The sequence below is a fragment of the Roseovarius sp. CH_XMU1461 genome (genome assembly GCF_037027165.1).
GTDB classification, from domain to species: Bacteria; Pseudomonadota; Alphaproteobacteria; order Rhodobacterales; family Rhodobacteraceae; genus Roseovarius; species Roseovarius nubinhibens.
Genome location: NZ_JAYMDV010000002.1, coordinates 507,013 through 521,295, shown reverse-complemented (window position 1 = coordinate 521,295; position 14,283 = coordinate 507,013). Strand labels below are relative to the sequence as shown.

The following is a 14,283-nucleotide window of genomic DNA, read 5'->3' as shown; positions in this document are numbered from 1 at the left end:
CTCTGCGCAGGCGCATGGGAATTTCCCCGCCCGGCCCGCGCTTTCCACTTGACGCGCCCGGCTGGGATGGCATCTACCCGATGCCATGAGTACCGCGACCCTGACCATTGATTTGAACGCCGCCGTCGCCAATTGGCGCGCGCTTGATGCGAAAACCGATTGCGAAACCGCCGCTGTGGTAAAGGCCGACGCCTATGGGCTCGGCGCTGACAAACTGGCGCGCGCCCTGGCCCGCGCCGGCGCCCGGAGCTTTTTCGTGGCCGTCGCCGAAGAAGGCGCGGCGCTCCGCCAGGCCCTCGGCCCCGGCCCCAATATCTGCGTGTTTTCCGGCCATATGCCGGGCGATGCCGACATGATTGGCGATCTTGAATTGACGCCGATGATCAACTCGCTCGATCAGATGATCCGCCATGTCGAGGCCCTGCCCGGCCATGCCTTTGGCCTGCAGCTCGACACCGGGATGAACCGGCTCGGCATGGAGCCCTCGGAATGGTCCGCCGTGCGCGATGTGGCGCTGGCCCAGAACCCGGTGCTGATCATGAGCCATCTCGCCTGCGCCGATGAGCCCGATCACCCGATGAACGCCCAGCAGCTCCGGACCTTCCGCGAGATGACCGACGGGCTCGACGTGCCGCGCAGCCTCGCCAACACCGGCGGCGTGCTCCTGGGGCGCGACTATCATTTCGATCTCTGCCGGCCCGGCATCGGCACCTATGGCGGCGCTCCTTTTGCCGAGGCGCGCCATGTGGCGACGCTCGACATCCCGGTGATCCAATGCCGCGACGTGGCCCCCGGCGAAACCGTGGGCTATGGCAATTCCTACGTCGCCTCGCGCCCGACCCGCATCGCCACCATCAGCGCCGGCTACGCCGATGGCATCCTGCGCGCCATGGGGCCGAAAACCGGGCTCTGGTGCGATGGTAAACGGCTGCCCATCGCGGGCCGCATCTCGATGGACCTCATTGGCGTCGACGTGACTGCCCTGGGCCAAGACCCCAAGAGCCTGCAGCTCCTCGGTCCCAATCAGGGCGTCGACACGCTCGCCGATGCGGCGGGCACCATCGGCTATGAAATCCTCACCTCTCTGGGCGCGCGCTACACCCGGCGCTACCTGACCGCATGAGCATGATCGCACAGTTCCTCGCCAGCATCGGCGCCACCGTTCTGGGCTTTCTCGCCACCATCGGCCGGGTCACGATCTTTGCCGGCAACACCGTGTCGCATCTGATCCGCCCGCCCTTCTACGGGCGCGAATTTGGCGCGGCGCTGATCCAGATCGGCTGGCTCTCGCTGCCCGTGGTCGGCATGACCGCGCTCTTCACCGGCGGCGCGCTGGCGCTGCAGATCTATGCCGGCGGCGCGCGGTTCAACGCCGAAACCGTGGTGCCCTCGATCGTCGCCATCGGCCTCACCCGTGAACTCGGCCCGGTGCTCGGCGGTCTCATGGTCGCGGCTCGGGTGGCAAGCTCGATCGCCGCCGAGATCGGCACGATGAAAGTCACCGAACAGATCGACGCGCTCACCACACTTTCGACCAACCCGATGAAATACCTGACCCTGCCGCGCGTTCTCGCCGCCACGCTCGCCGTTCCGGTGCTGGTCGGCGTCGGCGATGTGCTCGGCATCATGGGCGGCTTTCTCGTCGGCGTCGGCCGGCTCGATTTCGGCGCCGCCACCTATCTGCACAACACGCTCGACTTCCTGACCCTCTGGGACGTGACATCGGGCCTGATCAAAGGCGCGGTCTTCGGCTTTCTCGTGGCCCTCATGGGCTGCTATTTCGGCATGAACTCCGGCCGCGGCGCCCAGGGCGTCGGCCGCGCCACCAAATCCGCCGTGGTTGCCGCCTCGGTGCTGATCCTCGCCTCCAATTACCTCCTGACAGAGCTGTTTTTCTCCGCATGATCGAGCTTCGCGACGTCCATAAATCCTTCGGCCCCATCGATGTGCTCCGGGGCGTCAACCTGTCGATCCCGACCGGCAGCTCGATGGTGATCATCGGCGGCTCGGGCACCGGCAAATCGGTCACGCTGAAATGCGTGCTCGGCCTCGTGACCCCGGATCGCGGCAGCATCACCCTCGACGGCCAGGACGTGACCCGCGGCGACCGCGACGCCTTTCTCGCCCGTTTCGGCATGCTCTTTCAGGGCGGCGCGCTTTTCGACTCACTCCCGGTCTGGCAAAACGTCGCCTTCCGCCTCTTGCGCGGCGCGCTCAAACGCCCCAAGGACGAGGCCCGCGCCATCGCTATCGAGAAACTGCGCCGCGTCGGGCTCAAACCCGAGGTCGCCGATAAATTCCCCGCCGAGCTCTCGGGCGGCATGCAAAAACGCGTGAGCCTCGCCCGCGCCATCGCCGCCGAGCCCGAGATCATCTTCTTCGACGAACCCACCACCGGGCTCGATCCGATCATGTCCGGCGTCATCAACGACCTGATCCGCGAGATCGTGGTCGAGATGGGCGCCACCGCCATGACCATCACCCATGACATGAGCTCGGTGCGCGCTATCGCCGATAATGTGGCGATGCTGCATGACGGGGTGATCCAATGGTCCGGCCCCGTGGCCGATCTCGACCAATCGGGCGATCCTTACGTGGATCAGTTCATCTCGGGCCGCGCCGACGGCCCCATCGAAGCGGTCCGCTAACCCCTCTTTCTGGTCCCAAATACCCGCCTGCGCCACGCCCGCCCCAAGGGGCAAAATCGCGGCCTGAGACACGACCGACGCCAAACCGCCCCAGTACCGCCGCGATACCGACGTGACGCCGAGCCCGGATTTTTCCCCCAATCCAAGCACTTGATCGGCGCGCCCTCCCCGCATAGCTTGGATAGTGACAACGGAGGAACCGGCTTCATGCTCCGCTTCGCTAACCTGAGCCTCTTGCTCCTCTTCCCCCTCTCGTGGTTCGCGCCCCTGATGCGCGCGAGCCTCCTGCCGATCTTCGGGCTGAGCGAGATTTCGGTGATCTCGGGCCTGCAATCGCTGTGGACGACGGACGTGTTTCTGGCGCTGATGGTGACCTTCTTCGCCCTCGTCGCGCCCTATCTCAAGACCATCGGGCTGGCCCTCATCCATTTCGGCCTGATGCGCCGCAAACTGTTGCCCTATCTGCAGATCATGGGGAAATTGGCGATGGCGGATGTGTTCTTGATCGCGGTCTATATCACCCTTGTCAAAGGCTTGGGCATGGGCCGGATCGAAACCGCCTGGGGCCTGTATTTATTCACCTTCTGCATCCTCGCCTCGCTGGCGGTCGGGTTGCTGACGGCGAAACGAACTGTTTCGTGATGCCCGGGTTTCGCCTTTTTTCTTAGAATAATCGCAAAGCAGGACTACACTTACTCCACACGCTTAAGTCGAAGGGGGAAGCGACCATGGGCGAGTATGCCAAAACCACCACCGGGGTGATCTTCACCCTGTCACAATATGTCTCCGGAACGATCCTTGCGGCCACGGCCCTTGGGTTGCTCCTCATCACCGGGCTGAGCGCCGCAGGCGTCCTGCCCTGGCTCGATCTATCCCTTGCGTTTGGGGCGCAGCCGATAGAGCAGGCCGGGATCTGGGTGCAGTCGGGGGTCACCGTCTTTGCCGTGATGCTGCTGTTTTACCTGCCCTCGCATTTCCGCGTGGCGCGGCTCGAAACCTCGCATCGTCAGTTTCAACTGAGCATGGAAGATGTGGCCCGGGCCTATGCACGGGTCCATGCAGAGGATCGCAAGGGCGCGTTTCGCATGTCGGCAGAGTTCGACGCGGTGCGCGAACGGCTGGTCTTTCTGCGCGACCATCCCGAGCTTGGCTCGCTCGAGCCCGAAGTGCTCGAGGTGGCGGCCCAGATGAGCCGGGTGAGCCAGGAACTGGCCTCGACCTATTCCGACCGCAACGTGGCGCGGGCGCGCGAGTTTCTGCGCCAGCGGCAGGATGAGGTCGAAGAGCTCGAACAGCGCATCGTCATGGCCAAGCAGATCAACTCCGAACTGCGCCGCTGGACACAGGAAGTCGAGCTCGAGGAGAGCATGGCCGAAAGCCAGCTCCGCCGCCTGCGCGACGACCTGCGCGAGATCCTGCCCGAGCTCGACGGTCTCGATGTGGAACCCGGCCCGACGCACAGCCGCGTCATCGGCCTGCCGCATCGCGCCGCCGCCGAGTAACGGCACCGCGCCCCGGCACGGGAGACGCCTACGCTAAATCACCCGGCCTGCCGCATCCGGCGGGCCCGGGCCAAGAAAGCCTTTACCCCGCCGCGCCGCTGGGGCAAGAGAAGACATGGCCAAGACCACCAGTTTCTCTTGCAATGCCTGCGGCGCGGTTCACTCGAAATGGTCGGGCCGTTGCGACGCCTGTGGCGAATGGAATTCCATCGTCGAGGATGCCGGCATCTCCACCGGCCCGGCCAAGGCAAGCCTCGGAAACGCCAAGGGAAAACGCGTCCCCCTCACCAATCTCACCACCGAAGAGGCGCCGCCGCAACGCACCATGTCCGGCCTCGCCGAACTTGACCGCGTGCTGGGCGGCGGGCTGGTCGAGGCCTCGGCGCTTTTGGTCGGTGGCGATCCCGGCATTGGCAAATCGACGCTGCTCTTGCAGGCCGCCGCCGCCTTTGCCCGCAAGGGGCTCAAGACGATCTATGTCTCCGGCGAAGAGGCCAGCGCCCAGGTGCGGCTCCGCGCCGAACGGCTCGGGCTCTCCGACGCGCCGGTACAGCTCGCGGCCGAGACCAATCTGCGCGACATCCTGACCACGATCGAGGCCGAACGCCCGCGCCTCGTCATCATCGACTCGATCCAGACCATGTGGTCCGACAGCGTCGGCTCCGCCCCCGGCTCGGTGAGCCAGGTCCGCGCCGCCGCCCATGAGCTCACCAGCTTTGCCAAACGCGCCGGGGTCTCGATCATCCTCGTCGGCCATGTCACCAAGGACGGCCAGATCGCCGGCCCCCGCGTCGTCGAACATATGGTCGACACCGTGCTCTATTTCGAGGGCGAGCGCGGCCATCAGTTCCGCATCCTGCGCGCCGTCAAGAACCGCTTTGGCCCGGCCGATGAAATCGGCGTCTTCGAGATGACCGGGGGCGGGCTCTCCGAGGTGCTCAACCCCTCCGCCCTCTTCCTGTCGGAACGCGGCACGCCGAGCGCTGGCAGCGTCGTCTTCTCCGGCATCGAAGGCACCCGCCCGGTGCTGGTCGAGCTGCAAGCTCTCGTCGCCCCCTCCCCCCATTCCCAGCCGCGCCGCGCCGTGGTTGGCTGGGACGGCGCGCGGCTGGCGATGATTCTCGCCGTGCTCGAGGCCCGCTGCGGCATCCCCTTCACCGGGCTCGACGTCTATCTCAACGTGGCGGGCGGCATGAAAATTTCGGAACCAGCCGCCGATCTGGCTGTTGCTGCAGCGCTACTCTCGGCCCGCGAAGACACGGCGCTTCCCGCGGATACGGTTGTTTTCGGTGAAATCAGCCTGTCTGCTGCGCTCAGACCCGTAGGTCAGAGCGAAAACAGGTTGAAAGAAGCCCAAAAACTTGGTTTCTCCTCCGCAATTCTACCCGCAGGCGGAAAATCCGGCTCGGGCAATGGTATGAACCTGACACGGGTCTCTGATCTGACCGGGTTTGTGGGTGATATTTTCGGCGCCGGGTAGGCGCATCCTAGAACAGAGGCAGGGCATGGAAGGCTTTACCATCATCGACGGCATCGTGGCGCTTGTGATCGTGCTCTCCGCACTTCTCGCCTATTCCCGTGGCTTCGTGCGCGAGGCCCTGGCCATCGCCGGCTGGGTCGTGGCGGGCATCCTCGCCTTCATCTTCGCGCCACAGGTCGAACCTCTGGTCAAACAGGTGCCCTTCGTGGGCGAATTCATCGCCGACAGCTGCGAGCTGAGCATGATCGGCGCCTTTGCCGCCGTCTTTGCCGTGGCGCTCATCGTCGCCTCGCTGATCACGCCGCTGTTTTCCTCGCTGGTGCAGCGCTCGGCGCTGGGTGGTCTCGATCAGGGCGCGGGCTTCCTCTTTGGCGTGGCGCGCGGCATCCTTCTCGTGGCCATCGCCTATTTCGTCTACGAAACCGTCGCCTCGAGCCAAGAGGTCGCGATGATCGACGACAGCCGCTCGGCCCGCGTCTTTGCCAAGCTCACCGGCAAGATCGAAGACGGCAACCCCGAACAGGCGCTCGGCTGGGTCACCCAGCAATATGAGCAGCTCATCGGTCAATGCGACGGCGGCGCCGACACCCCCGCCCCGGCCGAGTAAGCGCCATGCAACAGCCGATCCTGATCGCCTCGCTACTGATGATTGCGGTCGGGTTCGGTGTGACCGTGCAAAGCCCGATCAACGCGGCCCTCGGCCGCGCGATCGCAAGCCCGCTGGCCGCCGCCACCATCTCCTTTGGCGTGGGCTTCACCGCGCTCCTGCTGGTGACGCTCTTCACCGGTCAGGCCCCGGCACTGGCCCGCGTGGGCAACGCGCCGCTCTGGCTCTTGATCGGCGGCTTCTTCGGGGCGCTCTTCGTGTTTGGCTCGCTCTGGACGGTGCCGATCCTCGGCGTGCTCACCATGACCATCATGATCGTCTTCGGTCAGGTCATCGCCGCCGGGGTGCTTGACGCCATCGGCGCCTTCGGGCTCGAGCCCCGCCCCTTTACCCTGCCGCGCATCCTTGCTGCGCTCTGCCTCCTGGCAGGGGTTGTATTGTCGCGCTTCTAGGGCCATATGCTGGGCGTGTTCACCACACTCACCAGGAACGATCCTGACAGAGCGCCACTTTCTATGATAGTTTCGTGACAGCACGGGCGATCCCGCGTAAAGGGAAGCCCATATCGCGCAACGGATTCGGAGCCGCACCTTGTCCCGACAGATGCCACCAGCACACCCTTTCGACGACGACAAACTGAAGGAGGAGTGTGGCATATACGGCGTCATCGGCGTTGCCGACGCTGCCAACTTTGTCGCCCTCGGCCTGCACGCCCTGCAACACCGGGGCCAAGAGGCCGGCGGCATCGTCTGCCACCACCCCGATCACGGGTTCAACAACGCCCGCCGCTTTGGCTATGTGCGGGACAATTTCACCGATCAGAACCTGATGGCGACGCTGCCCGGGCCGCTGGCCATCGGTCACGTCCGCTACTCCACCGCAGGCGGCAAAGCCCCGGTGATCCGCGACGTCCAGCCCTTCTTCGGCGAATTTTCCATGGGCGGCGCCGCCGTCGCCCATAACGGCAATATCACCAATGCCGACGCGCTACGCCGCGAACTGATCGAGCGCGGCTCGATCTTTCAGTCCAATTCCGACAGCGAATGCATCATCCACCTGATGGCGCGCAGCCTGCAGAAAACCATCCCCGACCGGATGGAAGACGCGCTGCGCCGGGTCGAAGGTGCCTTCTCCGTGGTCGCCATGACCCGGACCAAGCTGATCGGCGTCCGCGACCCGCTCGGCGTGCGCCCGCTGGTCTTGGGCCAGATCGGCGACGGCTGGGTGCTGAGCTCGGAAACCTGCGCCCTCGACATCATCGGCGCGCGCTATGTGCGCGAGGTCGAGCCGGGCGAAATGGTGGTCATCACCGACCAGGGCGTCGAGAGCCGCCGCCCCTTCCGCAAACAGCCCTCGCGCTTTTGCATCTTCGAACATGTCTATTTCTCGCGCCCCGACAGCATCATCGGCGGCCGCTCGGTCTATGAGACCCGCCGCCAGATCGGCATCGAACTGGCCAAGGAAAGCCCCGTCGACGCCGATCTCGTCTGCCCGGTCCCCGACAGCGGCACCCCGGCGGCCATCGGCTTTAGCCACGAATCGGGCATTCCCTACGCCATGGGGATCATCCGCAACCAATATATGGGCCGGACCTTCATCGAACCGACCGAGCAGATCCGCAACATGGGCGTGCGGCTCAAGCTCAACGTCAACCGCGCCCTGATCGAGGGCAAGCGCGTCATCCTCGTCGATGACAGCGTGGTCCGTGGCACCACCTCGCGCAAGATCAAGGAAATGATCCTCGACGCCGGCGCCAAGGAGGTCCACTTCCGCATCGCCTCCCCACCGACCGCCTGGCCCTGCTTCTATGGTGTCGACACGCCCGAACGCGAAAAGCTTCTGGCCGCCACCATGTCCGAGGAGGAAATGCGCGATCACCTGCAGGTCGACAGCCTGCGCTTCATCTCGCTCGACGGTCTCTACCGCGCCGTGGGCGAGGCCGAGGGCCGCAACGCCAAATGCCCGCAATATTGCGACGCCTGCTTCTCCGGCGAATACCCGGTGGCCCCCTCCGATCAGATCGAAAAGGGCTTCACGCTCAAAGCGGCGGAATGATCCTGCCCTGATGGGGCACCCACAGGCGGCTGGGCCCGGAGGCCCGGCCGCTTTTTTTACGCTTTCCGCGCGAGCCAGACCGTCGCCCCGCCACAGGCCGGGTCGCTTTCCTGATGCGCGATCACCTCGAACCCGGCCCTTTCCAGCCGCGCCCGATATTCGGCCCTGTCGAGACTGCCATGATAGAGCGGCTGCCCGGCAAACTCGCCGATCTCTTCCCCTTCCGACGTGCCACTCGTGAACATGAGCGCGGCACCGGGGCGGCAGAGCGCGCCAAGCCGCGCCAAGAGCGGGCGCTGATCCTCTGGCCTGAGGTGAAACAGGCTATGCCAGGCCAGCACCCCGTCGAATTTCCCGAGCTCGGGCAAGTCCCGCATATCTGCCTTGATCCAGACCTGATCAGGAAAGGTCAGGCGCGCTGTCTCAATCTGCGCCGCTGCGCCATCGACGCCGGTGACCCGGAAGCCCCTTTCGATCAGATAGCGGCCGATCGGCTCTCCCGTGCCGCAGCCAAGGTCGAGCAGCTCTGGGCCCGCCTGTCGCGCGATCTCGACAAAGCGATCCAGCCACCGCGTCTCGATCAGATCGCCAGAGCGCAGCGCCCGCCAGAGGGCGGTATGGTCGTCATAGAGACCCACGACCCTCTCCGAGGCCTGCCGGGCCTGCGCCGCCCGATCCGTCCCGGCGCTGGCCGCCCCCTTATGTCTGCGCATATCGCACCGTCGCCTTACCGTCGTTTTACCGACAGCTTACCGACCCGCCATTTCGCCGCCAAGCGGCGCTTCTCCGCCGCCCCGATGCCGCAACGCGGCATGATCCTGCCGAGCGGCATTTGCCCCGGTTTACCCCCCTCTCGCAACCGGCTACGGAGCGCTCTGACCCACGTTCCGGCACCGCCTGCGACAGGCCCGGACCAAACAGCTAAGGACGAGACAGATGGCAGAGGGGACACCGACCCCACGTAAGGTCACCGCCGCCGCGACCCAGCAAGACGCATTGCCGATGCGCGGCATGGTGCTCTTGGGGACCTTCATGAATGACAAGGCCCCCGAGGCCCTAATCCGCGACCCCCATGGCCGTATCGAAAAGATCGGCCTCGGCGACAAGGTCGGCCGTCAGCAGGTCGTGGCGATCAACCCCGGGCTCGTGGTGCTCATGCGCAATGGCGCGACCGAGCGCCTGACCATGCCCCGCGGCTAAGCGCTTGACGGGCGGTCCCGCAATGCGGATTGTGCGCCGATGACTGACGCACCGATCCGCTACCGCCCGCATCATTTCCTTTGTTCTCTGGGGTTTCAGGGCAAGGGCTATTCCGACGAGTTCACCGCCAATATGGCCTCCATCGTCCTCGGCCGCCTGCGCGCGCCGGGCGGCGATGACACGGCCATCCAGGTGGTCGGCGCCACCGATGACATCTGCGCGCCCTGCCCCAAACGGCGCGGCACGCTCTGCGAAAGCCAAGACAGCATCAGCCGTCTCGACACCCGCCACGCCCGCGCGCTGGGCCTCTTTGCGGGCACTGAACTCACCTGGGGCGAGGCCAAGCGCCGCATCGTCAAACGGGTGCCCCCCGGCAGTCTCTCGACGCTCTGTCAGGGCTGCCGCTGGCTCGAATTCGGCCTCTGCGACAGCGCGCTAAACGCGCTCCATGACGAGGCCCGGCTCACCTCCGAGGAAAGCTAACCACCCGGCTTATAACGCAAAACGCCGCCCCGAAGGGCGGCGTTCGCATATAGTGATGTAACGCGAGGCTTAGCCGCGGCGCGACTTGATCGCCTGCCAGCCACCCCAGACAACCATCGCCGCCATGACGGCCTTGATCGCGTCGCCCAGCAGGAACGGTGCCATCCAGCCCGACCACAGCGCTGCCGCCGATTTGCCGAGAACGGCCGCCGGCCATGCGAGGCCCGGGATGTAGAGCAGCAGCGAAATCACGATGCCGCAAACCGCGGTCGACACGACACCGCGTGCGAGACCCTTTTCAACCGCCAGACCGGCCAGGTAGGCCATGCCGACAAAGCCATAGAGGAAGCCCGCTGTCGGACCGAACAGGGCCGGACCGGTTGCGCCATTGGCAAAGACCGGAAGACCCATCGCGCCTTCGGCCAGATAGGCCAGAAGCGCCGCCGCGCCAAGACGCGAGCCCAGCGTCAGGCCAACAGTCAGAATGGCAAATGTCTGCAGCGACATCGGCACCGGCCAGCCCACGCTCACCTGTGCAGCAGCTGCAATGAACAGCGATCCGCCCAGCACGAGGGCTGCTTTTTTGAGGATACTGTCAGTGCCAAGAACGGCTTGGCTCAAAACTCTTTCGCCCATAGGTCAAGGTCCTTTCCCTGATTTTTCTTATCTGCACGACTTTTTCGCTGCGCCTGCTAAAAAGTCAAGCAAAAGACCTTGATTATTACGCGCCGCAATGGGATTTGCCGCCCATGACCCAGACACATGCACAAGACACCGCCCGCCCCATCGCGCTCATCACCGGCGCGTCGCGCGGGCTTGGCGCGGCGCTGGCCGAGGCGCTGGCCCCCACCCATCACATCGTCGCCGTCGCCCGCACCGTCGGCGCGCTCGAAGAGCTCGATGACCGGATCAAGGCCAAGGGCGGCGAGGCGACGCTGGCACCGATGGACATCGCCAACCCCGACGCCATGGCGCAGCTCTGCCGCTCGATCCATGACCGCTGGGGCGGCGTGGCGCTCTGGGTGCATAGCGCGGTCCACGCCGCACCGCTGACCCTGACCGGGCATCTCGATGCCAAGGATATGGAAAAGTCCTTTACCATCAACGCCATCGCCACCGGGCGGCTCATTCCCTTCGTGGCGCCGCTGCTGGGTGAGACGGGCACCGCCGTCTTCTTTGACGATCCCCGCGCCGGCGAGAAATTCTTTGGCGCCTATGGGGCTAGCAAGGCCGCGCAGATCGCGCTCGCCAAGAGCTGGCAGGCCGAGACCGCCAAGACCGGCCCCCGGGTGCAGATCCTCGCGCCGAACCCGATGCCCACGGCGACCCGCGCCCGGTTTCACCCCGGCGAAGACCGCGCCACCCTGGCCGATCCCCATGCCGAGGCGGCCCGCCTTCTTCCCGCGCTGCTTTAACACCCTTGCGTTAATTCCCGCGCAACGCTTGCCGCAGCAGGCCCACCCGGCTAGACAAGACATCAAACAGGGGCAGACCGCGCGCGCCCCGGCGGGCGCGGGTTTCAGAAGGCGACGCAATGCGCATTCTACTCACCAATGACGACGGCATCTCGGCCCCCGGGCTCGAGGTCTGTCAGCAGATTGCCAGCGATCTCGCCGGACCCGAAGGCGAGGTCTGGACCGTGGCCCCCGCCTTTGAGCAATCGGGCGTCGGGCACTGCATCTCCTACACCAACCCGATGATGGTCTCGGAAATGGGCCCGCGCCGCTATGCGGTGCAAGGCAGCCCCGCCGATTGCGTGCTCGCCGCGCTGCATGACATCATGGTCGACTGCCCGCCCGATCTGGTGCTCTCCGGCGTCAACCGGGGCAACAACTCGGCCGAAAACGCGGTCTATTCGGGCACCGTCGGCGGTGCGATGGAGGCCGCCCTCCAAGGCACCCGCGCCATCGCGCTGAGCCAGTATTACGGCCCCGCCAACCGCGATCTCGACGACAAATGGGAAGCCGCGCGGCAGCATGGTCTCGACACCTGCCGCGCCATTCTCGACGCCGATCTCTGGGGCAATGACGATTACGGCATCTTCTTCAACGTGAACTTCCCGCCGGTCCCCGGCGCCGAGGTCAAAGGCCGCCGCTCGGTGCGCCAAGGCTTTCGCCGCGACATGGGCTTTGGCGTCAAGCCGCAGCTCTCGCCCTCGGGGCGGCGCTTTCTCTGGGTCACCGGCGCGCCGCAACAACAGCCGACCGCGCCCGGCTCGGATGCCGATGTCAATCTCGCGGGCTATATCTCGGTGACGCCGATGCGCGCCGATCTCACGGCCCATGACGTGCTGGAGCCATTGAAGAGCATCGAATGACCGCGCTTGACCCCGAAATCGCCGAACGCAAGATGCAGTTCCTGTTCGCGCTCCGCTCCAAGGGCGTGACCGACAAGGCCGTGCTCGAAGCGATGGAAAAGGTCGACCGCGCGCTCTTCGTCAAAGGCTATTTCTCCGACCGCGCCTATGAGGACATGCCGCTGCCCATTGCCTGCGGCCAGACCATCAGCCAGCCCTCCGTGGTGGGCCGCATGACCCAGGCGCTCGCCGTCTCGCCGCGCGACACCGTGCTCGAGATCGGCACCGGCTCGGGCTATCAGGCCGCGATCCTGAGCCACCTCGCCCGCCGGGTCTATACCGTCGACCGCCATCAGCGGCTGGTCGCCGAGGCCAATGACATCTTCCGCGATCTCGACATGGTCAATATCACCTGCCGCACCGTCGATGGCAGCTATGGGCTGCCCGGGCAGGCGCCCTTTGACCGCATCATCGTCACCGCCGCCGCCGAGGACCCCCCCGGCCCGCTCTTGGCCCAGCTCAAGATCGGCGGTATCATGGTTCTGCCCGTCGGGCAGTCGGACGCGGTGCAGAGCCTGATCCGGGTGACCCGGACGGAGACCGGATTTGAGTATGATGAATTGATGCCCGTGCGTTTTGTGCCATTGCTCGAAGGGCTGGGGCGGGATTGACGCCTCGGGCCCGCGCGGCCTAAACGGGCAGAATGAAACTGGGTGAAGCCCCCGAGACAATGGGGCGCAAGCGAGGATACGAGCGATGAGATTGCGAGCAAACCCTGTGGTGATCGTGGCAGGCGCCGCCTGCCTGACCCTGGCCTCCTGTAGCGAGCCGTTCGATCTGGATCTGCGCGGCCGCACCAGCGGCGGCACCGCCGAGGCGGTCCGCACCGCCACCGCCGACCGGCCCACCCCCGACAGCCGCGGCATCATCTCCTACCCCGGCTATCAGGTGGCCGTGGCCCAACGCGGCGACACGGTGCAGACGCTGGCGCAACGGATCGGCGTCAACGCCGCCGAACTGGCCCGCTACAACGGCATGCAGCCCGGCGACCCGCTGCGCCAGGATGAGCTCGTGGCCCTGCCCGGCCGCGTCGCCGAACCGGCCGGCGGCCCGATCAAACCGGCAGGCGTCGATATCGAGAGCCTCGCCGGCAGCGCCATCGAACGCGCCGATTCCCAGAAGGTCGAAACCACCGCCCTGCCCGCCGCCGAAAGCACCGCCCAGCCGATCCGCCACAAGGTCGCGCGCGGCGAAACCGCCTATACGATCGCGCGGCTCTACAATGTCTCGATCCGCAGCCTCGCGGATTGGAACGGGCTCGGCTCGGATTTCGCGGTGCGCGAAGGCCAGTTCCTGCTGATCCCGGTGCCGAAACCGGGCGAAACCCGCAAGAGCTTTGACCCGAGCGAGGCCCCGGCCCCCGCCGCCGTGGCGGTGCCCGCCCCCGGCGCAGGCTCGCCCACGCCGGAACCGCCGAGCGCCGCAAAACCGCTGCCCAAAGAGGACACGGTCGCCGCCGCCACGCTCAAGAAACCGCAGACGAGCCCCGGCGACGCCCCCGATCTCGGCAAGGAGCAGACCAAGGCCACGGCCAAGCCGACGCGCATGTCCTTCCCGGTCAAGGGCGACATCGTGCGCGAATATTCCAAGGGCAAGAACGACGGCATCGACATCGCCGCCACCCCCGGCGCCGCCGTCAAGGCCGCCGACAGCGGCACGGTCGCGGCCATCACCAAGGACACCAATGGCACGCCCATCGTCGTGGTGAAACATGCCAACAACCTGCTGACGGTCTATTCCAATGTGGACGGGGTCTCGGTCAAAACCGGCGACAAGGTCTCGCGCGGACAATCCCTCGCCAAGGCCCGCAGCTCGGGCTCGAGCGCGGTGCATTTCGAGGTCCGACAAGGCTTTGAAAGCCTCGACCCGATGCCCTATCTGACCAACTGATTTTGGCCCCTCTTTGGGGGGCAGCGTGACGTAAAACCCCGGCAGGCCAAGGGCGTGCCGGG

Annotated in this window: 17 protein-coding genes; 15 read left to right on the top strand and 2 right to left on the bottom strand. The window is 65.8% G+C overall.

Annotated features, from left to right (window positions below):
* Positions 1-85: 85 nt before the first annotated feature.
* The 9 genes from alr to purF all read left to right on the top strand — a co-directional run bounded on the left by alr (position 86) and on the right by purF (position 8,292).
* Positions 86-1,123: an alanine racemase gene (alr, locus tag WA237_RS07870; RefSeq protein ID WP_336097266.1), complete on the top strand. Its 1,038-nt coding sequence runs from the start codon at positions 86-88 to the stop codon at positions 1,121-1,123.
* Positions 1,120-1,905, top strand: coding sequence for an MlaE family ABC transporter permease (locus WA237_RS07865; protein ID WP_009815171.1), 786 nt, complete (start codon positions 1,120-1,122; stop codon positions 1,903-1,905). Before alr ends, WA237_RS07865 begins: the two co-directional genes overlap by 4 nt.
* Positions 1,902-2,648 carry an ABC transporter ATP-binding protein gene (locus WA237_RS07860; protein WP_009815172.1) on the top strand — a complete coding sequence of 249 codons (747 nt, stop codon included), beginning with the start codon at positions 1,902-1,904 and terminating at the stop codon, positions 2,646-2,648. Before WA237_RS07865 ends, WA237_RS07860 begins: the two co-directional genes overlap by 4 nt.
* Before the next feature lie 207 nt (positions 2,649-2,855).
* The gene (locus WA237_RS07855; protein WP_336097265.1) at positions 2,856-3,290 is read left to right on the top strand and encodes a paraquat-inducible protein A; all 435 of its coding nucleotides are present in this window, start codon (positions 2,856-2,858) and stop codon (positions 3,288-3,290) included.
* A gap of 86 nt (positions 3,291-3,376) precedes the next feature.
* Positions 3,377-4,150: a DNA repair protein gene (locus tag WA237_RS07850; protein WP_336097264.1), complete on the top strand. Its 774-nt coding sequence runs from the start codon at positions 3,377-3,379 to the stop codon at positions 4,148-4,150.
* Positions 4,151-4,265: 115 nt separating this feature from the next.
* Positions 4,266-5,630 (top strand): DNA repair protein RadA, encoded by a 1,365-nt coding sequence (gene radA / locus WA237_RS07845; RefSeq protein WP_009815175.1) that lies wholly within the window; start codon positions 4,266-4,268, stop codon positions 5,628-5,630.
* 25 nt (positions 5,631-5,655) lie between these two features.
* Positions 5,656-6,237, top strand: a complete 582-nt coding sequence (locus tag WA237_RS07840; protein ID WP_336097263.1) for a CvpA family protein — start codon at positions 5,656-5,658, stop codon at positions 6,235-6,237.
* A 5-nt stretch (positions 6,238-6,242) separates the two neighbouring features.
* Positions 6,243-6,689, top strand: coding sequence for a DMT family transporter (locus WA237_RS07835; protein WP_009815177.1), 447 nt, complete (start codon positions 6,243-6,245; stop codon positions 6,687-6,689).
* Positions 6,690-6,840: 151 nt separating this feature from the next.
* Entirely contained in the window at positions 6,841-8,292 is a 1,452-nt protein-coding gene (purF, locus tag WA237_RS07830) for an amidophosphoribosyltransferase (RefSeq protein WP_009815178.1), read from the top strand.
* Positions 8,293-8,348: 56 nt separating this feature from the next.
* On the opposite strand, the gene WA237_RS07825 is transcribed toward purF, so the two are convergent.
* Positions 8,349-9,005, bottom strand: coding sequence for a class I SAM-dependent DNA methyltransferase (locus tag WA237_RS07825; RefSeq protein ID WP_336097262.1), 657 nt, complete (start codon positions 9,003-9,005; stop codon positions 8,349-8,351).
* A gap of 223 nt (positions 9,006-9,228) precedes the next feature.
* Here WA237_RS07825 and WA237_RS07820 point away from each other — a divergent pair, with 223 nt between their 5' ends.
* Positions 9,229-9,492: an amidophosphoribosyltransferase gene (locus WA237_RS07820; RefSeq protein WP_040618152.1), complete on the top strand. Its 264-nt coding sequence runs from the start codon at positions 9,229-9,231 to the stop codon at positions 9,490-9,492.
* A gap of 39 nt (positions 9,493-9,531) precedes the next feature.
* Positions 9,532-9,975, top strand: coding sequence for a DUF1284 domain-containing protein (locus WA237_RS07815; protein ID WP_336097261.1), 444 nt, complete (start codon positions 9,532-9,534; stop codon positions 9,973-9,975).
* A gap of 69 nt (positions 9,976-10,044) precedes the next feature.
* Here WA237_RS07815 and WA237_RS07810 read toward each other — a convergent pair whose 3' ends face one another.
* Positions 10,045-10,611, bottom strand: coding sequence for a biotin transporter BioY (locus tag WA237_RS07810; protein ID WP_336097260.1), 567 nt, complete (start codon positions 10,609-10,611; stop codon positions 10,045-10,047).
* Positions 10,612-10,724: 113 nt separating this feature from the next.
* Here WA237_RS07810 and WA237_RS07805 point away from each other — a divergent pair, with 113 nt between their 5' ends.
* The 4 genes from WA237_RS07805 (at position 10,725) to WA237_RS07790 (ending at position 14,221) form a co-directional block, all read left to right on the top strand.
* On the top strand, positions 10,725-11,390 hold the full coding sequence (locus tag WA237_RS07805; protein ID WP_336097259.1) for an SDR family NAD(P)-dependent oxidoreductase: 666 nt from the start codon (positions 10,725-10,727) through the stop codon (positions 11,388-11,390).
* 119 nt (positions 11,391-11,509) lie between these two features.
* Positions 11,510-12,292 carry a 5'/3'-nucleotidase SurE gene (gene surE / locus WA237_RS07800; protein WP_336097258.1) on the top strand — a complete coding sequence of 261 codons (783 nt, stop codon included), beginning with the start codon at positions 11,510-11,512 and terminating at the stop codon, positions 12,290-12,292.
* Positions 12,289-12,942: a protein-L-isoaspartate(D-aspartate) O-methyltransferase gene (locus WA237_RS07795; RefSeq protein ID WP_216017101.1), complete on the top strand. Its 654-nt coding sequence runs from the start codon at positions 12,289-12,291 to the stop codon at positions 12,940-12,942. The genes surE and WA237_RS07795 overlap by 4 nt, the downstream gene beginning before the upstream one ends.
* An 85-nt stretch (positions 12,943-13,027) precedes the next feature.
* On the top strand, positions 13,028-14,221 hold the full coding sequence (locus tag WA237_RS07790) for a peptidoglycan DD-metalloendopeptidase family protein (protein ID WP_336097257.1): 1,194 nt from the start codon (positions 13,028-13,030) through the stop codon (positions 14,219-14,221).
* Positions 14,222-14,283 lie beyond the last annotated feature (62 nt).